Source organism: Pseudomonas sp. GW822-FHT05A08, from assembly GCF_058800485.1.
The window spans coordinates 5,651,707-5,673,785 of sequence record NZ_CM179511.1; the positions used below are offsets into that span (position 1 = coordinate 5,651,707).

General features: G+C 60.3%; 22 protein-coding genes. 13 read left to right on the plus strand and 9 right to left on the minus strand.

Going from position 1 to position 22,079, the window contains the following annotated elements; genetic code table 11:
- Nucleotides 1–639 (plus strand): endonuclease III, encoded by a 639-nt coding sequence (gene nth, locus AC3RCP_RS25385; protein WP_007922445.1) that lies wholly within the window; start codon nt 1–3, stop codon nt 637–639.
- 107 nt (nt 640–746) lie between these two features.
- The gene (locus AC3RCP_RS25390) at nt 747–926 is read left to right on the plus strand and encodes a PA3496 family putative envelope integrity protein (protein WP_007922443.1); all 180 of its coding nucleotides are present in this window, start codon (nt 747–749) and stop codon (nt 924–926) included.
- Nucleotides 927–1,117: 191 nt separating this feature from the next.
- Here the strand turns inward: AC3RCP_RS25390 and AC3RCP_RS25395 are convergent, their stop codons facing one another.
- The 3 genes from AC3RCP_RS25395 to AC3RCP_RS25405 all read right to left on the minus strand — a co-directional run bounded on the left by AC3RCP_RS25395 (nt 1,118) and on the right by AC3RCP_RS25405 (nt 4,346).
- Nucleotides 1,118–1,744 carry a response regulator transcription factor gene (locus AC3RCP_RS25395; RefSeq protein ID WP_101338943.1) on the minus strand — a complete coding sequence of 209 codons (627 nt, stop codon included), beginning with the start codon at nt 1,742–1,744 and terminating at the stop codon, nt 1,118–1,120.
- A gap of 349 nt (nt 1,745–2,093) precedes the next feature.
- The gene (locus AC3RCP_RS25400) at nt 2,094–3,311 is read right to left on the minus strand and encodes an argininosuccinate synthase (protein ID WP_009045364.1); all 1,218 of its coding nucleotides are present in this window, start codon (nt 3,309–3,311) and stop codon (nt 2,094–2,096) included.
- Between the two features lie 126 nt (nt 3,312–3,437).
- Complete coding sequence (locus AC3RCP_RS25405) at nt 3,438–4,346, minus strand: flagellar protein MotY (protein WP_101338944.1); 909 nt, start codon at nt 4,344–4,346, stop codon at nt 3,438–3,440.
- A gap of 156 nt (nt 4,347–4,502) precedes the next feature.
- Here AC3RCP_RS25405 and pyrC point away from each other — a divergent pair, with 156 nt between their 5' ends.
- Together pyrC and rnt are read left to right on the plus strand one after the other, a co-directional pair.
- Nucleotides 4,503–5,549, plus strand: a complete 1,047-nt coding sequence (gene pyrC, locus AC3RCP_RS25410) for a dihydroorotase (protein WP_009045366.1) — start codon at nt 4,503–4,505, stop codon at nt 5,547–5,549.
- Nucleotides 5,546–6,220: a ribonuclease T gene (gene rnt, locus AC3RCP_RS25415; RefSeq protein ID WP_007922434.1), complete on the plus strand. Its 675-nt coding sequence runs from the start codon at nt 5,546–5,548 to the stop codon at nt 6,218–6,220. Before pyrC ends, rnt begins: the two co-directional genes overlap by 4 nt.
- 70 nt (nt 6,221–6,290) lie before the next feature.
- Here the strand turns inward: rnt and AC3RCP_RS25420 are convergent, their stop codons facing one another.
- Nucleotides 6,291–6,893 (minus strand): peroxiredoxin, encoded by a 603-nt coding sequence (locus AC3RCP_RS25420; protein WP_007922432.1) that lies wholly within the window; start codon nt 6,891–6,893, stop codon nt 6,291–6,293.
- A 326-nt stretch (nt 6,894–7,219) separates the two neighbouring features.
- Between AC3RCP_RS25420 and AC3RCP_RS25425 the strand changes: the two genes are divergently transcribed.
- Complete coding sequence (locus tag AC3RCP_RS25425) at nt 7,220–7,438, plus strand: bacterioferritin-associated ferredoxin (RefSeq protein ID WP_492570784.1); 219 nt, start codon at nt 7,220–7,222, stop codon at nt 7,436–7,438.
- Nucleotides 7,439–7,639: 201 nt separating this feature from the next.
- Nucleotides 7,640–8,113, plus strand: coding sequence for a bacterioferritin (gene bfr, locus AC3RCP_RS25430; RefSeq protein ID WP_007922427.1), 474 nt, complete (start codon nt 7,640–7,642; stop codon nt 8,111–8,113).
- Nucleotides 8,114–8,243: 130 nt separating this feature from the next.
- On the opposite strand, the gene grxD is transcribed toward bfr, so the two are convergent.
- From grxD to plzR, 3 genes are all read right to left on the minus strand, one after another.
- Nucleotides 8,244–8,582: a Grx4 family monothiol glutaredoxin gene (gene grxD, locus AC3RCP_RS25435; RefSeq protein ID WP_007922425.1), complete on the minus strand. Its 339-nt coding sequence runs from the start codon at nt 8,580–8,582 to the stop codon at nt 8,244–8,246.
- A gap of 96 nt (nt 8,583–8,678) precedes the next feature.
- On the minus strand, nt 8,679–10,787 hold the full coding sequence (locus AC3RCP_RS25440; protein ID WP_492570783.1) for a molybdopterin oxidoreductase family protein: 2,109 nt from the start codon (nt 10,785–10,787) through the stop codon (nt 8,679–8,681).
- Between the two features lie 126 nt (nt 10,788–10,913).
- A complete protein-coding gene (plzR, locus tag AC3RCP_RS25445) occupies nt 10,914–11,207 on the minus strand; it encodes a PlzR type 4 pili assembly inhibitor (RefSeq protein ID WP_101338947.1) in 294 nt (97 codons plus the stop codon).
- A 507-nt stretch (nt 11,208–11,714) separates the two neighbouring features.
- On the opposite strand from plzR, the gene argF reads away from it, so the two are divergent.
- Together argF and AC3RCP_RS25455 are read left to right on the plus strand one after the other, a co-directional pair.
- Nucleotides 11,715–12,635: an ornithine carbamoyltransferase gene (argF, locus tag AC3RCP_RS25450; RefSeq protein ID WP_009045370.1), complete on the plus strand. Its 921-nt coding sequence runs from the start codon at nt 11,715–11,717 to the stop codon at nt 12,633–12,635.
- Nucleotides 12,632–13,741 carry an ABC transporter ATP-binding protein gene (locus tag AC3RCP_RS25455; RefSeq protein ID WP_007922418.1) on the plus strand — a complete coding sequence of 370 codons (1,110 nt, stop codon included), beginning with the start codon at nt 12,632–12,634 and terminating at the stop codon, nt 13,739–13,741. The genes argF and AC3RCP_RS25455 overlap by 4 nt, the downstream gene beginning before the upstream one ends.
- A gap of 43 nt (nt 13,742–13,784) precedes the next feature.
- Here the strand turns inward: AC3RCP_RS25455 and AC3RCP_RS25460 are convergent, their stop codons facing one another.
- Together AC3RCP_RS25460 and ybaK are read right to left on the minus strand one after the other, a co-directional pair.
- Nucleotides 13,785–14,567 carry a PhzF family phenazine biosynthesis protein gene (locus AC3RCP_RS25460; RefSeq protein ID WP_492570782.1) on the minus strand — a complete coding sequence of 261 codons (783 nt, stop codon included), beginning with the start codon at nt 14,565–14,567 and terminating at the stop codon, nt 13,785–13,787.
- A gap of 116 nt (nt 14,568–14,683) precedes the next feature.
- Entirely contained in the window at nt 14,684–15,154 is a 471-nt protein-coding gene (gene ybaK, locus AC3RCP_RS25465) for a Cys-tRNA(Pro) deacylase (protein ID WP_007922416.1), read from the minus strand.
- A 374-nt stretch (nt 15,155–15,528) separates the two neighbouring features.
- Between ybaK and AC3RCP_RS25470 the strand changes: the two genes are divergently transcribed.
- From AC3RCP_RS25470 to AC3RCP_RS25490, 5 genes are all read left to right on the plus strand, one after another.
- Nucleotides 15,529–16,380: an MIP/aquaporin family protein gene (locus AC3RCP_RS25470; RefSeq protein WP_492570781.1), complete on the plus strand. Its 852-nt coding sequence runs from the start codon at nt 15,529–15,531 to the stop codon at nt 16,378–16,380.
- A gap of 78 nt (nt 16,381–16,458) precedes the next feature.
- A complete protein-coding gene (gene glpK / locus AC3RCP_RS25475; protein ID WP_009045375.1) occupies nt 16,459–17,964 on the plus strand; it encodes a glycerol kinase GlpK in 1,506 nt (501 codons plus the stop codon).
- A 95-nt stretch (nt 17,965–18,059) separates the two neighbouring features.
- A complete protein-coding gene (locus tag AC3RCP_RS25480) occupies nt 18,060–18,815 on the plus strand; it encodes a DeoR/GlpR family transcriptional regulator (protein ID WP_007922413.1) in 756 nt (251 codons plus the stop codon).
- A gap of 296 nt (nt 18,816–19,111) precedes the next feature.
- Nucleotides 19,112–20,650, plus strand: coding sequence for a glycerol-3-phosphate dehydrogenase (gene glpD / locus AC3RCP_RS25485; RefSeq protein WP_492570780.1), 1,539 nt, complete (start codon nt 19,112–19,114; stop codon nt 20,648–20,650).
- A 435-nt stretch (nt 20,651–21,085) separates the two neighbouring features.
- Nucleotides 21,086–22,000, plus strand: a complete 915-nt coding sequence (locus AC3RCP_RS25490) for a glutamate/aspartate ABC transporter substrate-binding protein (protein ID WP_007927135.1) — start codon at nt 21,086–21,088, stop codon at nt 21,998–22,000.
- Nucleotides 22,001–22,079 lie beyond the last annotated feature (79 nt).

The following is a 22,079-nucleotide window of genomic DNA, read 5'->3' on the forward strand; positions in this document are numbered from 1 at the left end:
ATGAATGCCGCAAAACGCCTGGAAATTTTCCGCAGGCTGCACGAAGACAATCCGGAACCGAAAACCGAACTGGCCTATTCGTCGCCCTTCGAGCTGCTGATTGCCGTGATTCTCTCGGCCCAGTCCACCGATGTCGGGGTCAACAAGGCGACGGCCAAGCTCTTCCCCGTGGCCAATACGCCGGCCGCCATCTATGCCCTGGGCGTCGAAGGCCTGTCCGAGTACATCAAGACCATCGGCCTGTACAACAGCAAGGCCAAAAACGTGATCGAGACCTGCCGTCTGCTGGTGGAACGGCACAACAGCGAAGTCCCGCAGACCCGGGAAGAGCTCGAAGCCCTGCCAGGCGTCGGCAGGAAGACCGCCAACGTGGTACTCAATACGGCTTTCCGCCAACTGACCATGGCCGTCGATACGCACATCTTCCGGGTCAGCAACCGCACAGGGCTGGCCCCCGGGAAGAATGTCGTGGAGGTCGAAAAGAAACTGATGAAATTCGTGCCCAAGGAGTATCTCCTCGACTCCCATCACTGGCTGATCCTCCATGGCCGCTATGTGTGCCTGGCCCGCAAGCCGCGCTGTGGAAGCTGCCGGATCGAGGACCTGTGCGAATACAAGCACAAGACCTCTGACGATTGAGCAACTATTGATTTTGATGATAGGTCGATTGAAAAAATCTTTTTTACCAGTCCCGAGAATATCGATATAAGGAGCGCCAATGGCAGTCTTAGCCTGGAGTTAACCTTATGAGTACTGGCAAAGAACAACTGGACGTAGAAGACGACTTCACCCCTGTTGAAACAGAAGATGCGGAGCCTGTGGTAGAGGTGGCCAAGACCAACTTGAGCAAACGTCGGACCATCGACAACCTTCTGGAAGAGCGGCGCTTGCAAAAGCAACTGGCCGATTACGACTTTGATCTTTAGTAACAAAAAGCCTCCTTTGACGGAGGCTTTTTTGTTACGCCAGCCAACATTCCAAGTCGTTTCTTTTCAAAACAGGCCATGCGCGGCTGAGGGATCCAACATCGCCGACAGACCGGCAAGCCCACAACGCAATGAAGGCTCGCAAAAGCCGCTGGTTTTTCCCTCGCGAGCCTTGTTGTAACGCCTCACCTTCATGCCAACTGATGGCGCTTGGCAAACTCGATCAGGTCCACCAGCGAGCGGGCGTTGAGTTTCCCCAACAGCCGCCTTTTGTAGGTGCTCACCGTTTTACTGCTCAAGCACAGGCCCTCGGCAATCTCCTTGTTGGTCTGCCCACCGGCGAGTTGCTTCAGGACCATCAACTCTCGACCCGACAGGCTGGACAACATCCCCTCCTCGCTGGCGATGCCCAGGCTCGAGCGCAGGGTATGCAAGGCTTCGTTGGGAAAATAACTGTAGCCGGCCAGGACTGCCCTGACGGCACTGATCAATTCAGTGATGTCCTGCTGCTTGCACACATAACCCGCCGCACCAGCCTGCATGCAGCGCATGGAGAAAGGCCCAGGTACTTGCAGGCTCAATACCAGCACTTTGGTCGACATGGCTTTTGACGAAAGTCTGGCGATAACTTCCAGGCCATCGAGTTTGGGAATACCAATATCAAGAATAAGGATGTCTGGAACATGTTCATAAGACAGTTTCAGGGCATCCATGCCATTGTCCGCCTCGGCAACTACTTCAAAGCCGTGCCGCTCCATCAGCATGCGCACAGCCAGACGAGTGACGGGATGATCATCTACGATCAAAACTTTCTTCATGGGTAAGTCCAGAGTCCGCTATTGGTTTTTCAAGCAAACACCATAACCCAGTCATTTGGCCCGTGGCATGGCCATGCCCTGGGCCAGCATCGCCCCGAGAAGTTCCTTACAAACAATACGGATTTGCCCTACAAGGAAAAATTGAACGTCGCCCCCTATATATAACTACTCCTGACTCCCCTACACTTCGTATTGAAAAGAACAGACTGAAAGATAGTCGAGGTCCCATTGAAACAATGGCCAGTGGAAACTTTTAGTTATGGTCTCCAGACACCCGCTTGATCGATTAAAACATCAGGCATAAAAAAACCCCGCTCATGGCGGGGCTCTTTTAAAACGACTCAAGGCATCAGAACAGAGTCCGGCCCTTGTTGGCCGCAATACGCATGCGCAGGGCATTGAGCTTGATGAAGCCAGCCGCATCCGCCTGGTTGTAGGCGCCGCCGTCTTCTTCGAAGGTCGCAATGTTGGCATCGAACAGCGACTCATCGGACTTGCGACCGGTGACGATCACATTGCCCTTGTACAGCTTCAGGCGAACCACGCCGTTCACGTGGGCCTGGGAGGCGTCGATCATCTGTTGCAGCATCAGACGCTCAGGGCTCCACCAGTAGCCGGTGTAGATCAGGCTGGCGTACTTGGGCATCAACTCGTCTTTCAGGTGAGCGACTTCACGATCCAGGGTGATCGATTCGATCGCCCGGTGAGCGCGCAGCATGATGGTGCCGCCAGGGGTTTCGTAGCAGCCGCGAGACTTCATGCCGACATAGCGGTTTTCCACGATGTCCAGACGACCGATGCCGTTTTCACCGCCGATGCGGTTCAGGGTCGCCAGCACGGTGGCCGGGGTCATCTCGACGCCGTCGATCGCCACAATGTCGCCATTGCGATAGGTCAGCTCGATGTAGGTCGGGGTGTTGGGAGCCTTCTCCGGGGAGACGGTCCAGCGCCACATGTCTTCTTCGTGCTCGGTCCAGGTGTCTTCCAGCACGCCGCCTTCATAGGAGATGTGCAGCAGGTTGGCATCCATCGAGTACGGGGATTTCTTCTTGCCGTGACGCTCGATCGGGATCGCGTGCTTCTCGGCATAGTCCATCAGCTTCTCGCGGGACAGCAGGTCCCACTCACGCCAGGGAGCGATCACTTTCACCCCTGGTTTCAAAGCGTAGGCGCCCAGTTCGAAACGAACCTGGTCGTTGCCCTTGCCGGTAGCGCCGTGGGAAATGGCGTCGGCACCGGTTTCGTTGGCGATCTCGATCAGGCGCTTGGCGATCAACGGACGAGCGATGGAGGTACCCAGCAGGTACTCACCTTCGTAAACGGTGTTGGCGCGGAACATCGGGAAAACGAAATCGCGGACGAACTCTTCGCGCAGATCGTCGATGTAGATCTCTTTCACGCCCATGGCTTGCGCCTTGGCACGTGCCGGTTCGACCTCTTCGCCCTGACCCAGGTCAGCGGTGAACGTCACCACTTCACAGTTATAAGTATCCTGCAGCCACTTGAGGATCACCGAAGTGTCCAGGCCGCCGGAATACGCCAGAACGACCTTGTTTACGTCCGCCATGCCATCACTCCACGGGGTTCTACGGAAAGCCATCAAGTCTACCGATCAACGCGGATAATTTACAGAGGCGCGACAGCTTATGACGACGAAGCGACAGATTATGTCGAGCGGGCGACGACAGCCGTTTCAGGAAGTCGCCGCGGCGTTGGCGGGAGCAGCGGCCTGGGGTGCCGGTTTTTCCGCGACCGGGACACGTTGCAGCTGAACGTTGACCCGACGGTTCTTGGCTCGATTCGCCGCGTTAGTGTTGGGCGCCAATGGATAGCGTTCACCGTGGAAACGCATCTCGATCTGCGATTCGGGAATGCCGTTGGCCTTGAAGAATTCCATCACCGCCAGCGCCCGGCGCCGCGACAGGTCACGGTTGGTCAAACGGTTGCCGCTGTTGTCCGAGTGGCCATCGAGCTGGATGTGATTGACCGTCGGATCGGCCTTGAGAAACTCGAGCATCACCTGCAGCCTGGCCTTGGCTTTGGCGTCCAGGTCGATGCCGCCCCCGGGGAAGCCGACCTCGGATTGCCTGACCTGATCGAAGTTCTTCGGCAGCAACTTGGCGACACAGCGTTGGTAGTCGCCATACGCCTTGCTGAACTTGACCGGCAACAAGCGCACCTCGGACACCCCGCCCTCGCGGGAATAGTGGCGAACCACCGGGCTGCGCCCATCCATCAATCCGCCGATCAGTCGCCCGGCCTGCAGTTGCGAGCTGTTGAACAGCACATCGCCATTGCCGAGCCGCACCGACCCCAGGTTGATGTCGCCCCGTCCCGGCTGCCACGGCGCGGCCGCCGCGAGCAGCGTGGCCGAACCGCCAGCGAGCATCGGGTTGTAGGCCTTGAGGCGAAAGGTCGCCTGCTCGCCGGCGCGACGCACGAACTCCCCGGAACCGAAATCGGTGATCGGCTGGCTCAGACGGCACTCGAATTTATCGCCTTCGACCGTCCACTCAATGCTCTCCAGACGGGTCTGGAAAGTCAGCGCCATCGCGGGAAGACTGGCGAACACACTGAGCAAGGCTAGATAACGCTGGCGCACGGGAGGCTCCACTGACTTGTACATCACGAAAATCGAAATGCCTGTTTACGGCATACCTTCGGGATATCGGAAGCTTCACGCAAAACTTGATAGCGAGTGCCTGGAAGAGTCTTTTCCGGTAGCATTCACTGGAGTTTGACCCGCCTGGAATCCCCAATGTCCGACCGCCTGACCCTGCTGCGTCCCGACGACTGGCATATTCATCTTCGCGATGGTGCCGTATTGACCAATACTGTCGCGGATGTCGCGCGCACCTTTGGCCGCGCCATCATCATGCCTAACCTGGTACCTCCGGTGCGCAACGCCGCTGAAGCCGACGCCTATCGCCAGCGCATTCTCGCTGCGCGGCCGGCCGGCAGCCGCTTCGAGCCGCTGATGGTGCTCTACCTTACCGATCGCACCCAGCCCGAAGAAATTCGCGCGGCCAAGGCCAGTGGTTTCGTCCATGCCGCCAAGCTCTACCCGGCCGGTGCGACCACCAACTCGGACTCGGGCGTCACCAGCATCGACAAGATCTTCCCGGCGCTGGAGGCCATGGCCGAAGTCGGCCTGCCGCTGCTGATCCACGGTGAAGTCACCCGCGGTGAAGTCGACGTGTTCGACCGCGAGAAGCTGTTCATCGACGAGCACATGCGCCGTGTCGTCGAGCGCTTCCCGACGCTCAAAGTGGTGTTCGAACACATCACCACCCGTGACGCCGTGCAGTTCGTCAACGAGGCCTCGGCCAACGTCGGCGCGACCATCACCGCCCATCACCTGCTGTACAACCGCAACCACATGCTGGTTGGCGGCATTCGCCCGCACTTCTATTGCCTGCCGATTCTCAAGCGCAACGTGCACCAGGAAGCGCTGCTCGACGCCGCCGCCAGCGGCAGCCAGAAGTTCTTCCTCGGCACCGACTCCGCGCCCCACGCCCAGCATGCCAAAGAAGCGGCCTGCGGCTGTGCCGGCTGCTACACCGCCTATGCCGCGATCGAGTTGTACGCCGAAGCCTTCGAACAGCGCAACGCGCTGGACAAGCTGGAAGCCTTTGCCAGCCTCAACGGCCCACGCTTCTATGGCCTGCCGGCCAACACCGATCGCATCACCCTGGTTCGTGAAGAATGGACCGCCCCTGCCAGCCTGCCTTTCGGCGAGCTGACCGTCATCCCGCTGCGCGCCGGTGAAAAACTGCGCTGGCGCCTGCTGGAGGAACACGCGTGAGTGAAGACCATTTCGACGACGAGCAGGACGGTCACAACGGTGGTGGCTCGCGTCATCCAATGGCGGCACGCTTTCGCGGTTACCTGCCGGTAGTCGTCGACGTTGAAACCGGTGGTTTCAACTCGGCCACCGACGCCTTGCTGGAAATTGCCGCGACCATCATCGGCATGGACGAAAAGGGCTTCGTGTTCCCCGAGCACACCCTGTTTTTCCGGGTAGAGCCTTTCGAAGGCGCCAACATCGAGGCCGCGGCGCTGGAGTTCACCGGGATCAAGCTCGACCATCCGCTGCGCATGGCCGTCAGTGAAGAAACCGCGCTGAACGATATTTTCCGCAGCGTGCGCAAGGCGCTAAAGGCCAACGGCTGCAAGCGCGCGATCTTGGTCGGGCACAACAGCAGCTTCGACCTGGGCTTCCTCAACGCGGCTGTCGCGCGCCTGGACATGAAACGCAACCCGTTTCATCCGTTCTCCAGCTTCGACACCGCGACGCTTGCCGGCCTGGCTTATGGCCAAACCGTGCTGGCCAAGGCGTGCCAGGCTGCCGATATCGACTTCGATGGCCGTGAGGCGCATTCCGCCCGCTACGACACCGAGAAGACTGCCGACCTGTTCTGCGGCATCGTCAATCGCTGGAAGGAAATGGGCGGCTGGCAAGACTTCAACGACTGATACCGTCGCTGAACGACCGCGCATAAAAAAACCGGCCCTGGGGCCGGTTTTTTTATGCGTGAAGCGCGGCTTACAGCTTGCCGGCGTTCTCGCTCAGGTAAGCAGCAACGCCTTCTGGCGAAGCAGTCATACCCTTGTCGCCTTTCTTCCAGTTGGCCGGGCAGACTTCGCCGTGCTCTTCGTGGAACTGCAGAGCGTCGACCAGACGGATCAGCTCTTCCATGTTACGGCCCAGCGGCAGGTCGTTGACGATCTGCGAACGAACGACACCTTTGTCGTCGATCAGGAACGCGCCACGGAAAGCCACGCCGCCTTCGGACTCAACGTCGTAGGCCTTGGCGATGTCGTGCTTCATGTCAGCAGCCATGATGTACTGGACCTGACCGATGCCACCGGCATTGATCGGGGTGTTACGCCAGGCGTTGTGGGTGAAGTGCGAGTCGATCGAAACCGCGATCACTTCAACGTTGCGTGCCTTGAAGTCAGCCATGCGGTGGTCCAGAGCGATCAGCTCGGACGGGCAGACGAAGGTGAAGTCCAGCGGGTAGAAGAACACCAGGCCGTATTTGCCTTTGATGGCCGAGGACAGGGTGAAGCTGTCGACGATTTCGCCATTGCCGAGAACGGCGGGAACGGTGAAGTCAGGGGCTTGTTTGCCTACGAGTACGCTCATTGGATATCTCCTGGTGTGATCGAATGAAGAATGAGATCCAGCCCAGTTTGCCGCCGCCAAGCGACAGCCCTGTGACTCGATCCCGCTTCGTAAGGACCGCACATCATACACCGCGTTTTTGAGCTGTCCTTAGTGGTTTTTCCATCTCCCGGATTCAGGCCGCAAAAAAGTCGCCCTGCTGGACAGTTCGTCACCCGTGCTAGAAAAAACCGTTCGTCTGCCAGATACGCATCTGGCAAAAAGCCCCAGGAAACCACTTTGACAATCATTCTCGTTAACATTAAGATCCGTCGCATTGAGCCATAACCAGCGACGGTTCTCACCCTATGTATGTCTGCCTCTGCACTGGCGTCACCGACGGACAAATCCGCGATGCAATCTACGACGGTTGCTGCAGCTATCGTGAAGTACGCCAAGCGACCGGCGTGGCCAGTCAATGTGGCAAATGTGCCTGCCTCGCCAAGCAGGTGGTACGTGAAACCCTGGCCGAACTGCAAAGCAGCCAGCCAGCGATTCCTTACCCAGTAGAATTTAATGTTGCGTAATTAACGCCATTTAAAAGAGCCGGACTTCGTGTCCGGCTTTTTTATGTCTGTAATTCAATCGCTTAGCATCAAAACGCGGAACACAAACATTCTTATTCCGATTAATTTTCATATATTATTCAATAACTTAGGTTTGACACTAATCATCGTGCGGCTCAGACTCTGCCTTATATACCGCTAATTACAGGGCAGGACCCCATCATGAAAGGCGACGTCACAGTCATCCAGCATCTCAACAAGATCCTTGCCAATGAACTGGTCGCGATCAATCAGTACTTCCTGCACGCACGCATGTATGAAGACTGGGGCCTGAACAAGCTGGGCAAGCACGAATACCACGAGTCCATCGACGAGATGAAGCATGCGGACAAGCTGATCAAGCGCATCCTCTTCCTCGAAGGCCTGCCGAACGTCCAGGACCTGGGCAAGCTGCACATCGGCGAACACACCAAGGAAATGCTCGAGTGCGACCTGCGCATCGAGCGTACCGGCCATGCCGACCTGAAAGCCGCCATCGCCCATTGCGAATCGGTCGGCGACTTCGGTAGCCGCGAGCTGCTGGAAGACATCCTGGAATCGGAAGAAGAACATATCGACTGGCTGGAAACCCAACTGGGCCTGATCGATAAAGTCGGCCTGGAGAACTACCTGCAATCGCAGATGGGCGACGAGTAATTCCTCCCAAGCAAAAGCTTCACCCCATAAAAAAGCCCCGCCTCTCTTCACGAGGGCGGGGCTTTTTAATTGCGTGGATAAATCCACACAACCCTACAGGAGCGAACTTGTCGCTCCTGTAGGGGGCAAATCAGGCTTCGGTCTTGGCAGCGGCTTTTTCAGCGGCGGCCTTGATCAGGGTCTGCAACTCACCATTGGCGAACATCTCAGCCATGATGTCGCTGCCGCCGACCAGTTCGCCGGCTACCCACAGTTGCGGGAAAGTAGGCCAGTTGGCGTATTTAGGCAGGTTGGCGCGGATTTCCGGGTTCTGCAGGATGTCCACGTAAGCGAACTTCTCACCACACCCCATCACGGCCTGAGCGGCTTTCGCGGAAAAGCCACACTGCGGGGCATTCGGCGAGCCTTTCATGTAAAGCAGAATGGTGTTGTTGGCAATCTGCTCTTTAATAGTTTCGATGATATCCATGGAGCACCTCGGCTGAACTTTCCGACTCTGTTGTCGACACGGTGGCGCATTGTAACGGAAAGCCGAGCGCCATGCTCGGCCTCTCCGACAGACTCCTCAGGCCGCCTCCACCGTCACCGGCACGCCATTGAGCGCCGCATTGCCCGATAGCTCGTCCAGCTGACGCTCGTCGGTCAGGTCATTGGCACTCGACCCGGGTTGGGCCATGGCGATGCTCATCTGCACCCCCGGCCGACCATGCCCCCAGCCATGGGGCAGGCTGACCACCCCGGGCATCATCTCGCTGCTGGCGAGGACTTCCACCTCGATCGCCCCGACCCGCGAACTGACCCGCACGCGCTGTCCGTCAGTCAGCCCTCGCCGGGCCAGATCATCGGGATTCATCAGCAACTGGTGCCGTGGCTTGCCCTTCACCAACCGATGGTAGTTGTGCATCCACGAATTATTACTGCGTACATGGCGCCGGCCGATCATCACCAGCTCATCGGCTGCCGGAGCCTGCAACGCGGCAAAGCGCTCGAGGTCCGCCATGATCGCCGCGGGAGCGGCCTGTACCCAACGGTTCTCGGTTTTCAGGCGCGCTGCCAGGTTGGGCTTGAGTGGCCCCAGGTCGATCCCGTGGGGGTGGTCGGCCAGCGTCGCCACCGACAGATTGAACCCGGACGCCTCGCCATACCGCCCCGCTCGTAGCCCCCTGTCGATCATCTGTGCCGGCGGTACGGTCGGCTTGAGTTCCTTGCCGGTCCGCGCGGCGAAGGCCCTGGCCAGGCCGACGAAGATTTCCCAGTCATGCAGCGCGCCTTCCGGCTTGGGCAGGATCGCCCGGTTGAAGCGGCTGACATTGCGCACCGCGAACATATTGAACGTGGTGTCGTAGTGATCGTTCTCCAGGGCCGAGGTCGATGGCAGGATCAGGTCCGCATAACGGGTGGTTTCGTTGATGTACAGGTCGATACTGAGCATGAACTCCAGGTCCTCCAGCGCCTGCTCCAACTGCCGTCCATTGGGAGTGGAGAGCACCGGATTACCGGCCACCGTGATCAGCGCCCGTACCTGCCCTTCGCCTGCGGTCAACATTTCTTCGGCCAGGGCCGAGACCGGCAGTTCGCCGCCATATTCAGGGCGTCCGGAAACCCGGCTTTGCCAGGCATTGAAGTGCCCGCCCGAAGTCGCCGCCACCAGATCCACCGCCGGCTCGGTGCACAGGGCGCCGCCGACCCGGTCGAGGTTACCGGTCACCAGGTTGAGCAGTTGCACCAGCCAATGGCAGAGGGTACCGAACGACTGGGTGGACACACCCATCCGGCCATAACACACCGCCCTGTCCGCCGCGGCGAAGTCGCGCGCCAACTGGCGGATCTGCTGCGCCGGCACCGAACACAAAGGACTCATGGCTTCGGCACTGAAACGGGAAATGGCCTCATGCACCTCGGCCAGGCCGTCCACCGGCAGATGGCTGTCACGCGCCAACCCCTGCGCGAAAATCGTATGCAGCATACCGAACAGCAGCGCCACATCCCCGCCGGGACGGACAAACACATGCTGGTCGGCCATGACCGCCGTCTCGCTGCGCCGTGGGTCGACCACCACCACTTTGCCGCCTCGCGCCTGGATCGCCTTCAGGCGCTTCTCCACGTCCGGCACGGTCATGATGCTGCCGTTGGACGCCAGCGGGTTGCCGCCCAGGATCAGCATGAAATCGGTGTTATCGATATCCGGGATCGGCAGCAGCAACCCATGGCCATACATCAGGTAGCTGCTCAAGTGCTGCGGCAATTGGTCCACCGAGGTGGCGGAAAAGCGGTTCTGGGTTTTCAGCAGGCCGAGGAAATAGTTGCTGTGGGTCATCAACCCATAATTGTGCACGCTGGGATTGCCCTGATAGACCGCCACCGCATGGTTGCCGTGCCGCTCCTGGATCGCCGCCAGGCGCTCGGCCACCAGCGTGAAGGCCTCGTCCCACTCGATCGCCTGCCAATCGCCACCGACCCTGCGCATGGGCTGGCGCAGCCGGTCCGGGTCGTTCTGGATGTCCTGCAGCGCCACCGCCTTGGGGCAGATATGGCCGCGGCTGAAACTGTCCTGGGCATCGCCCTTGATCGAGGTGATCTGCGGGCCGGCGCCGTCGACTTCGGTGGTTTCGATGGTCAGGCCGCAGATGGCTTCACACAGGTGGCAGGCACGGTGATGGAGAGTCTTGGTCATGGCCAGTCTCTATTTTATTCGGGGCGGCCAGCGTCAGGCCGCGGGAACAAAACTATGGTGCCAGACCGGCATCAGCACCAGAGACGTTCATCCTGTGAATCGGCAAGCATCAAGCCAGCCGATGACTCAGTTGGAGGGCAGCCTCGGTGGATCGTCCTGCCGGGCGATCGGCGTCATGCCGTCCATCGACGCCTCACCGCCCTGCACCCCGCTGAATTCGGCAAGCAGCCGCCAATGCTCATCGAGATTGCTGCTGATGGTCAGCATGCGCTCGATCATCTGTCGCGCGGCGTTGCGCGTCGTGCTGTCCTCGCTGCGTAGCAACTCGAAGGACATCGAGGTGATCGATGCCGTCAGGTCGGTCAGGGTTCGCGTCGTCAACCCCAACAGTGTCTTCAGTTGCTGTTCTTTCGAGTCCATTCCAAGCACTTCCCTGTTGCCGGTGCGCATTTATAACCCCAGCCCTTTGCCTGAGGAAATATTTCTGCCGAGATCCCCTGCCGCGAGCCTTTCCATTTCTCGCCCTGCTCGAAGTGCCCAAGAGCCCGGCAGAGAAAAACCCAGCCCGCGCCAGCCATATGCCTGATAGCGGCATGCGCCACGAGGCGCGTTGCAAAGCGGCCGAGGCGCAGTGTACAAATGCTGCTGCGGACCTATGCAAAGTGGATCGGCTCCACATCCGACTGGGCCCATCTGAACATGCTGTAAAACGTCACGAATGGCCCACTTTTTTGGCCCAGGCCACTCTCTGCAAGTGGTGAAAGCCTTAGAAACCAAGCCTGCTATTGGTAAGACGCGACATTTAATTATAAGATCGCGCCTTCCCCTATTTCGTCGCCCCGTGCGGCTTTCGCCGCAGGTCTCGCCCGTTTCTCGATAAAACAAGGCTTTGAGTATCTGCGGTCTGTTGCAAAAAGGTAGTTAATGATGAGCGCAAGGCACTTTCTCTCCCTGATGGATTGCACGCCCGAAGAGCTGGTCAGCGTGATTCGTCGAGGCATCGAGCTGAAGGACCTGCGTAACCGCGGCGTACTCTTCGAGCCCCTGAAAAACCGCGTTCTCGGGATGATTTTCGAGAAGTCGTCTACCCGCACCCGCCTGTCCTTCGAAGCCGGCATGATCCAGCTCGGCGGCCAGGCAATCTTCCTGTCCCCGCGCGACACCCAACTGGGTCGCGGCGAGCCGATCAGCGACTGCGCCATCGTCATGTCGCGCATGCTCGACGCGGTGATGATCCGTACCTTTGCCCATAGCACCCTGACCGAGTTCGCGGCCAACTCCCGCGTACCGGTGATCAACGGCCTGTCCGACGACCTGCACCCGTGCCAGTTGCTGGCCGACATGCAAACCTTCCTCGAACACCGCGGCTCGATCCAGGGCAAGACCGTGGCCTGGATCGGCGACGGCAACAACATGTGCAACAGCTATATAGAAGCGGCGATCCAGTTCGACTTCCAACTGCGCATCGCCTGCCCTGAAGGCTACGACCCCAACCCTGAATTCGTCGCCCGCGCCGGCGACCGGGTGAGCATCGTGCGCGATCCGCAAGACGCGGTGATCGGCGCCCACCTAGTGAGCACCGATGTCTGGACCTCCATGGGCCAGGAAGAAGAAACCGCCCTGCGCCTCAAGCTGTTCGCGCCGTTCCAGGTCAATCGCGCGCTGCTCGACCTGGCCGCCGAAGACGTGCTGTTCATGCACTGCCTGCCCGCCCACCGCGGCGAAGAAATCAGCCTCGACCTGCTGGACGATCCACGCTCCGTGGCGTGGGACCAGGCAGAAAACCGTCTCCACGCACAAAAGGCCCTGCTCGAGTTTCTGGTCGAGCCGGCGTACCACCACGCATGAGCCAGCCATTACTGCTTAACCTGCGCAATCTCGCCTGCGGCTACCAGGACCAACGGGTCGTGCAGAACCTCAACCTGCACCTCAACGCCGGCGATATCGGTTGCCTGCTTGGTTCCTCCGGCTGCGGCAAGACCACCACCCTGCGCGCGATTGCCGGTTTCGAGCCGGTGCACGAAGGTGAAATCCAGCTGGCCGGCGAAACCATCTCCCGCGCCGGCTTCACCCTGGCGCCGGAGCGCCGGCGGATCGGCATGGTGTTCCAGGACTACGCCCTGTTCCCGCACCTGAGCGTGGCGGACAACATTGCCTTCGGCATCCGCAAGCACCCGCAGAAGAACCGGGTGGTCGAGGAGCTGCTGGAACTGGTCAACCTGAAGAACCTCGGCAAGCGCTTCCCTCATGAGCTGTCCGGCGGCCAGCAACAGCGCGTCGCACTGGCCCGGGCCCTGGCGCCGGAGCCGCAGTTGCTGCTGCTCGACGAACCCTTCTCCAACCTCGATGGCGAACTGCGGCGCAAGCTCAGTCACGAAGTGCGCGACATCCTCAAGGCGCGGGGCACCAGTGCGATTCTGGTGACCCACGACCAGGAAGAAGCCTTCGCCGTCAGCGATCACGTCGGAGTGTTCAAGGAAGGCCGCCTGGAGCAATGGGACACGCCGTACAACCTCTATCACGAACCGTTGACGCCGTTCGTGGCGAGCTTTATCGGCCAGGGCTATTTCATTCGCGGCCAGCTGGACAGCCCGGAATCGGTGCAAACCGAACTCGGCGTACTGCGCGGCAACCGTGCCTACACCTGGCCGCCCGGCGGCGCGGTGGATGTACTGCTACGCCCGGACGACATCGTTTATGCACCGGACAGCGACCTCAAGGCGCGGATCGTCGGCAAGAGTTTCCAGGGCGCGTCGACCCTGTACCGCCTACAACTGCCGACCGGCAGCCAGCTCGAGTCGATCTTCCCAAGCCATGCCGATCATCTGATAGGCGCTGACGTCGGAATCCGCGTCGCCGCCGAACACCTGGTGCTGTTCCAGGCCTCCGGCAGCACCGCGGCGCAGCTGCCACAAGCTGAATCGGGCGTTCGCCGCTACAGCAGCGCCCACTGATCCAGCGGATACCGCAGGCGCCGCTCAACCGGCGCCTGCGCTTTCAATCCAGGAACAGCTTGCCACTGGCCACCAGCGTCGCCTGCCCGCCAATCTTCACCCGCTCCCCTTCCAGCCGACAGAACAACGCCCCTCCGCGCTTCGAGCATTGATAAGCCGTCAGGCTCGTCTTGCCCAGGCGTTCGGCCCAATACGGAATCAGGGCGCAGTGGGTCGAGCCGGTGACCGGGTCTTCGTTGATGCCAATGGCCGGCGCAAAATAGCGCGAGACAAAATCATGCTGGTTGCCCTGCGCGGTCACGATCGCGCCAGGCCAGGGCAACTTGGCCAACGCCGCCATGTCCGGCTGACAGTCGAGCACCGCCTGCTCGGACTCCAGCACCGCGAACAACTCGTTAGCCCCCAGTAACGCCACGACCCTCGTGCCCAAAACGCGCTCCAGCTGTTCGCGGCCATCGATCGCGCGCGGCGCGCGAACCGGGAAATCCAGCCAAAGCTGCGCGCCTTCGCGACTGACGCTCAAGGAGCCCGACTGGCAGATGAAGTCGATACGCGGCCCCGGCTCGCCATACACCTCGAACAGCACATGGGCGCTAGCAAGGGTGGCATGGCCGCACAAGGCGATTTCGGTGGTCGGGGTAAACCAGCGGATACGCCAGCCTTGAGGCTCGCGCACGACAAAAGCGGTCTCCGCCAGGTTGTGCTCGGCGGCGATGTTCTGCATCAACTCATCAGCCGGCCAGGCCGGCAGTCGATAGACCATCGCCGGGTTGCCGCTAAATGGACGATCGCTGAATGCATCGACCTGATGAAACTCAAGCTGCATAAACAATTCTCCTTGAACATGCCGCGCAAGCATGGGGCTGCCCGTCCTGACGCCGACAGCCACAGAGAAAGTTATTTTTTGCCATACAGCGCCGATACTTATCGGCGCACTGGCGGTCAGTCGCGCCCGATATCGGCGAATGCCGCTTGGGTGTGCTCGGCCAGCACGGCAGCCGAGAGTTCGACCTCAAGCCCACGCCGACCGGCGCTGACGAAGATGCTGGGAAAAGGTTGCGCACTGTTATCGATAAAGGTGCGCAGGCGCTTTTTCTGGCCCAGGGGGCTGATCCCGCCCAGCAGGTAACCGGTCGCTCGCTGCGCCGCAGCCGGGTCGGCCATCTCGGCTTTTTTCACCCCCGCCGCGTGCGCCAGGGCCTTGAGGTCGAGACTTCCGACGACCGGCACCACGGCCACCAGCAATTCGCCCTTTTCACTGCTGGCCAACAGTGTCTTGAACACCTGCGCCGGGTCGAGGCCAAGCTTTTCCGCTGCCTCCAGACCATAGGAGGCCGCCTTCGGGTCATGTTCATAACTGTGCACCCGATGTTCGGCGCGAACTTTTTTCAGCAGATCCAGTGCAGGGGTCATGGCAACTCCATAGGCAGGGAAAAGAACACCGGCGATTCTAGGATATCCGCCAGCAAAAGGCTCTATTCCAGGGCCCATACCTCAGTCCCGGCAGCCGCCGGCACCAGGCTGGCCGCGCCTTTTGCGCAAAACCCATGCGCTTCCCGCAGGATCATTCACATGACTGATAGTTATAAAATGACTAATGGTTCACTTTCGACCTTTGACAGTAATGTTTCTTGTCTATATTTTTTCGTTTGCGAATATCATGTGGTAGATCCAACAGCCGTACCCAGCAGTAAGCCGCGTCCAGGATGGGGATCCTGCCGACGGTGAAAATCACGCTCGGCGCCCTTCACGCCAGTGCCAGACAACAACAAAAACCGAGGTTTTCCATGACAACTGCGTTACAACAACCGTCGCTCTCCGGCCAGTGCATGGCCGAGTTCCTGGGTACAGCCTTGTTGATCTTCTTCGGCACCGGTTGCGTCGCCGCGCTCAAGGTCGCGGGCGCCAGCTTCGGCCTGTGGGAAATCAGCGTCATCTGGGGGATCGGCGTGAGCATGGCGATCTACCTCACCGCCGGCGTTTCCGGCGCGCACCTCAACCCCGCGGTCAGCATCGCGCTGTGCATCTTTGCCGACTTCGAGAAACGCAAACTGCCGTTCTACATCGTCTCCCAGATCGCCGGCGCCTTCTGCGCGGCGCTGCTGGTCTACACGCTGTACAGCAACCTGTTCTTCGATTACGAACAAGCCCACCAGATGGTCCGCGGCTCCCAGGCCAGCCTTGAACTGGCGTCGGTATTCTCCACCTATCCCAACCCGGCGCTGTCCACCGCCCAGGCGTTCCTGGTCGAAGTGGTGATTACCGCGATCCTGATGGGCGTGATCATGTCCCTGACCGACGACAACAACGGCTTGCCGCGCGGCCCGATGGCGCCGCTGCTGATCGGCCTGCTGATCGCCGTGATCGGCAGCGCGATGGGGCCGCTGACTGGTTTCGCGATGAACCCGGCGCGGGATTTTGGCCCTAAACTGATGACATTCTTCATGGGTTGGGGCGAGATTTCCTTTACCGGCGGCCGCGACATTCCGTACTTCCTGGTTCCGATCTTCGCGCCGATTATCGGTGCCTGCCTCGGCGCCGTGGCTTACCGCGGGCTGATTGCCCGCCACCTGCCAACCGTCGCCCCTGCTCCAACGGATGCCGAAAAAGCCATTGACGGCAAAGTAAGAACTTCTTGAAACCGGCGGCGCAAGGTCCTGCCCAACCCCGACCTGCGCCTCTTGCCCACTTCCTTATTTTTGTCCAAGGCAATCGACATGACCGACATTCAGAATAAGAACTACATCATTGCCCTCGATCAGGGTACGACCAGCTCGCGCGCGATCATTTTCGATCGCGACGCCAACGTTGTGTGCACCGCCCAGCGCGAATTCGTCCAGCATTACCCGCAAGCCGGCTGGGTCGAACACGACCCGATGGAAATCTTCGCCACCCAGAGCGCGGTGATGGTCGAGGCCCTGGCGCAAGCCGGCCTGCACCATGACCAGGTCGCCGCCATCGGCATCACCAACCAGCGTGAAACCACCGTGGTCTGGGACAAGACCACCGGCCGGCCGATCTACAACGCCATCGTCTGGCAGTGCCGCCGCAGCACCGAGATCTGCCAGCAGCTCAAGCGTGACGGCCTGGAAGAGTACATCCGCGACACCACCGGCCTGGTCACCGACCCGTATTTCTCCGGCACCAAACTGAAGTGGATCCTCGACAACGTCGAAGGCAGCCGCGAACGCGCGCGCAACGGCGAACTGCTGTTCGGCACCGTCGACAGCTGGCTGATCTGGAAATTCACCGGCGGCAAGACCCACGTCACCGACTACACCAACGCCTCGCGCACCATGCTCTTCAACATCCACACCCTGGAGTGGGATGCGAAGATGCTGGAAGTGCTGGATATCCCGCGGGAAATGCTGCCACAAGTGAAGTCGTCCTCGGAAATCTACGGCCGCACCAAAAGCGGCATCGCCATCGGCGGTATCGCCGGCGACCAGCAGGCCGCGCTGTTCGGCCAGATGTGCGTCGAGCCGGGCCAGGCGAAGAACACCTACGGCACTGGCTGCTTCCTGCTGATGAACACCGGCGACAAGGCGGTCAAGTCCAAGCACGGCATGCTCACCACCATCGCCTGCGGCCCTCGCGGCGAAGTGGCTTACGCCCTCGAAGGCGCGGTGTTCAACGGCGGTTCCACCGTGCAGTGGCTGCGGGACGAACTGAAGATCATCAACGACGCCCACGACACCGAATATTTCGCCAGCAAGGTCAAGGACAGCAACGGCGTGTACCTGGTCCCGGCCTTCACCGGCCTGGGCGCTCCGTACTGGGACCCCTACGCCCGTGGCGCGCTGTTCGGCCTGACCCGTGGCGTGCGCGTGGACCACATCATCCGCGCCGCGCTGGAGTCGATCGCCTACCAGACCCGCGACGTCCTCGACGCCATGCAGCAGGACTCCGGCGAGCGCCTCAAGGCCCTGCGCGTGGACGGCGGCGCGGTGGCCAACAACTTCCTCATGCAGTTCCAGGCCGACATCCTCGGCACCCAGGTCGAGCGCCCGCAAATGCGCGAAACCACGGCCCTGGGCGCGGCCTACCTGGCTGGCCTGGCCTGCGGTTTCTGGGGCAGCCTGGAAGAGCTGCGCGGCAAGGCGGTGATCGAGCGCGAGTTCGAACCACAGCTGGCCGAAACCGAGAAGGAAAAGCTCTACGCCGGCTGGAAAAAAGCCGTCAGCCGCACCCGCGACTGGGAACCGCACGAAGGCGCTGAATAAGCCAAGTCGCGGATTCGTATCGGGTTGTAACTGGTCGGGAGTAGATTCCTGCGGCATCATGGGCAAATTTTGCATGGCAGCCCAAAGGAAGCCCCATGAATCTGCCTCCCCGTCAGCAGCAAATCCTCGAGCTGGTCCGCGAACGCGGCTATGTCAGCATCGAGGAAATGGCCCAGCTGTTCGTCGTTACACCGCAAACCATCCGCCGCGATATCAACCAACTGGCGGAAGTGAACCTGTTGCGTCGCTACCATGGCGGCGCAGCCTACGACTCCAGTGTCGAAAACACCGCCTACGCCATGCGCGCCGACCAGATGCGCGATGAGAAACAACGCATCGGCGAAGCCATCGCCGCGCAGATCCCCGATCACGCCTCGCTGTTCATCAATATCGGTACCACCACCGAATCCATTGCCCGGGCGCTGCTCAATCACAGCCACCTGAAGATCATCACCAACAACCTGCACGTGGCTTCCATGCTCAGCGCCAAGGACGACTTCGACGTGCTGCTGACCGGTGGCAATGTGCGTCGCGATGGCGGCGTGGTCGGCCAGGCCAGCGTCGATTTCATCAACCAGTTCAAGGTCGACTTCGCCCTGGTCGGCATCAGCGGTATCGACGAAGACGGCAGCCTGCTGGACTTCGACTACCAGGAAGTGCGGGTGTCCCAGGCAATCATCGCCAATGCCCGGCAGGTGATCCTGGCCGCCGACTCCAGCAAGTTCGGGCGCAATGCCATGATCCGCCTCGGCCCCATCAGCCTGATCGATTGCCTGGTCACCGACCAGCAGCCGGTTCCGGCGCTGACCCAGTTGCTGCAGCAGCACAAGATTCGCCTGGAAGTCGTCTGACCCCCTCCCCGCGTAGCCGCTGCCGCAGGCTGCGATAAGGCCGAAGGCCTTCAGCGAACTGGAGATCCTGCGCCCCCTTCGGGCGCGATCGCAGCCTTCGGCAGCGGCTACAGATCCCCCTTCCGCAAGCCGTGGACGCCTTGCGTCCGACAATGTTCGTAAATTTTCCTTTCCCTGCCTTTCGATGAGTTTTTTCAATCGAACCTCACTGGCTGTCGGCGTGTTTCTGCGCTAGTATTTTCGCAAATGAACATTAATGTTCGATTTCAAATACCAGAAGAACACGAGGCCAGTCGATGCCCACTTCCACCTTGCCCGCGCCCCCTCTCGCCGAGCTTTATGACATTGCCGTGATCGGTGGTGGGATCAATGGCGTCGGTATCGCCGCCGATGCCGCCGGGCGTGGCCTGTCCGTGTTCCTTTGCGAAAAAGACGACCTGGCCAGCCATACCTCCTCGGCCAGCAGCAAGCTGATCCACGGTGGTCTGCGCTACCTCGAACATTACGAATTCCGTCTGGTGCGCGAAGCCCTGGCCGAACGCGAAGTGCTGCTGGCCAAGGCCCCGCATATCGTCAAGCCGATGCGTTTCGTCCTGCCGCACCGCCCGCACCTGCGTCCGGCGTGGATGATCCGCGCCGGCCTGTTCCTTTATGACCACTTGGGCAAGCGGGAAAAACTCGCCGGTTCCAAGAGCCTCAAGTTCGGTCCCGACAGCCCGTTGAAAGCCGAGATCACCAAAGGCTTCGAATACTCCGACTGCTGGGTCGACGACGCTCGCCTGGTGGTATTGAACGCCATGGCCGCCCGCGAAAAAGGCGCCCACGTGCACACCCAGACCCGCTGCATCAGCGCCCGCCGCAGCAAGGGCATGTGGCACCTGCACCTGGAGCGCGCCGACGGCAGCCTGTTCTCGATTCAAGCCAAGGCCCTGGTGAACGCCGCCGGCCCATGGGTCGCCAAGTTCATCAAGGATGACCTGAAGCTGGATTCGCCTTACGGCATCCGCCTGATCCAGGGCAGCCACCTGATCGTGCCGAAGCTGTACGAAGGCGAACATGCGCACATCCTGCAGAACGAAGACCAGCGCATCGTCTTCACCATTCCGTACCTGAACCACTTCACCCTGATCGGCACCACCGACCGCGAGTACACCGGTGACCCGGCGAAGGTGGCGATTACCGAAGGCGAAACCGACTACATCCTGAAAGTGGTCAACGCCCACTTCAAAAAGCAGCTGAGCCGCCAGGACATCGTGCACACCTACTCCGGCGTGCGCCCGCTGTGCAACGACGAATCCGACAACCCGTCGGCCGTGACCCGCGACTACACCCTGGCGCTGTCCGGCAATGCCGACGAAGCGCCGCTGCTGTCGGTGTTCGGCGGCAAGCTGACCACCTACCGCAAGCTGGCCGAATCGGCCATGGCCCAGCTAACGCCGTTCTTCAAGGGCATCAAGCCGAGCTGGACCGCCCACTCGACCCTGCCCGGCGGCGAAGACATGAGCACCCCGCAGGCACTGGCCGAAGCGATTCGCCAGAAGTTCGACTGGGTACCCAGCGAAATCGCCCGCCGCTGGGCTACCAGCTACGGCAGCCGCACCTGGCGCCTGCTGGAAGGCGTACACAGCCTGAGCGACCTGGGCGAGCACCTGGGTGGCGGCCTGTACACCCGTGAAGTCGATTACCTGTGCAGCGAAGAATGGGCGGTCAATGCCCAGGACATCCTGTGGCGCCGCAGCAAGCTGGGGCTGTTCACGACCCCGGCAGAGCAGGAAAAACTGCAGCACTACCTGCAGAAGGTCGAGCAGAACCGGGCGAAGATCGAGGCCGCCTGATCGCCCGTCCTATAAAGAAGCCCCCGCGCCACATGGCCCGGGGGCTTTTTCATGGCCGCAGCTTTTGTAGGAGCGAGGCTTGCCCGCGATCCGCGCAACGCGGTGCAACAGGATCAGCGCGGTGATGCCATCGCGGGCAAGCCTCGCTCCTACGGGAATGAGCCCGGCCCTGCTGGGCATTCGGTTTTCCGAACGCGACTTTCGGGTCAATTCGGATAACCGGATAAAGACCGCCGACAATATCCGCCATAAATATTTAATAGCCTTTCAAATCAAGGTCTTGATACGGATCAGCTGGCCTGGCACGACTCATGCTCTACACTCTTCGACGAATGCCTGATGGGCCAACACACATCAGGAGCCGTCAAGGCATTCGCTGTATAAGAGAGCCGTCGAACTGGCTTCATAAAAAAAACAAATGTCGAGGAAATATTGATGCGCATCGTTCCCCATCTGTTGGGCGCAGCCATTGCTGCTGCTCTGATTAGCACTCCAGTGGTCGCCGCCGAACTCACCGGCACGCTGAAGAAAATCAAAGACTCCGGCACCATCACCCTCGGACATCGCGACGCTTCCATTCCGTTCTCCTACATCGCGGATGCATCCGGCGTTCCAGTCGGCTACTCCCACGACATCCAGCTGAAAATCGTCGAAGCCATCAAGAAAGACCTCGACATGCCGGATCTCAAGGTCAAATACAACCTGGTTACCTCGCAGACCCGTATCCCGCTGGTGCAAAACGGCACCGTGGACGTCGAGTGCGGTTCCACCACCAACAACGTCGAGCGTCAGCAGCAGGTCGACTTCTCCGTCGGCATCTTCGAGATCGGCACCCGTCTGCTGTCCAAGAAGGATTCGCCTTACAAGGACTTCGCCGACCTGAAGGGCAAGAACGTCGTGACCACCGCCGGCACCACGTCCGAGCGCATCCTCAAGGCGATGAACGCCGACAAGCAGATGGGCATGAACGTGATCTCGGCCAAGGACCATGGCGAGTCCTTCAACATGCTCGAAGGCGGCCGCGCCGTCGCCTTCATGATGGACGACGCGCTGCTGGCCGGTGAAATGGCCAAGGCCCGCAAACCGACCGACTGGGCTGTGACCGGTACCGCGCAATCCTACGAAATCTACGGCTGCATGGTCCGCAAGGGCGACGCACCATTCAAGAAGGCCGTGGACGACGCCATCGTCGCCACCTACAAGTCGGGCGAGATCAACAAGATCTACGACAAATGGTTCCAGTCGCCGATTCCGCCAAAAGGCCTGAACCTGATGTTCCCGATGAGCGACGAGCTCAAGGCCCTGATCGCCAACCCGACCGACAAAGCGGCTGACGATAAAAAGTCCTGATTCCTGACTAACCTTGTCTCCTGAAAGGGCGCGGCCCTTTCAGGAGCCTGTCACTACCTGCTGGCTTTTTTTGGAAACA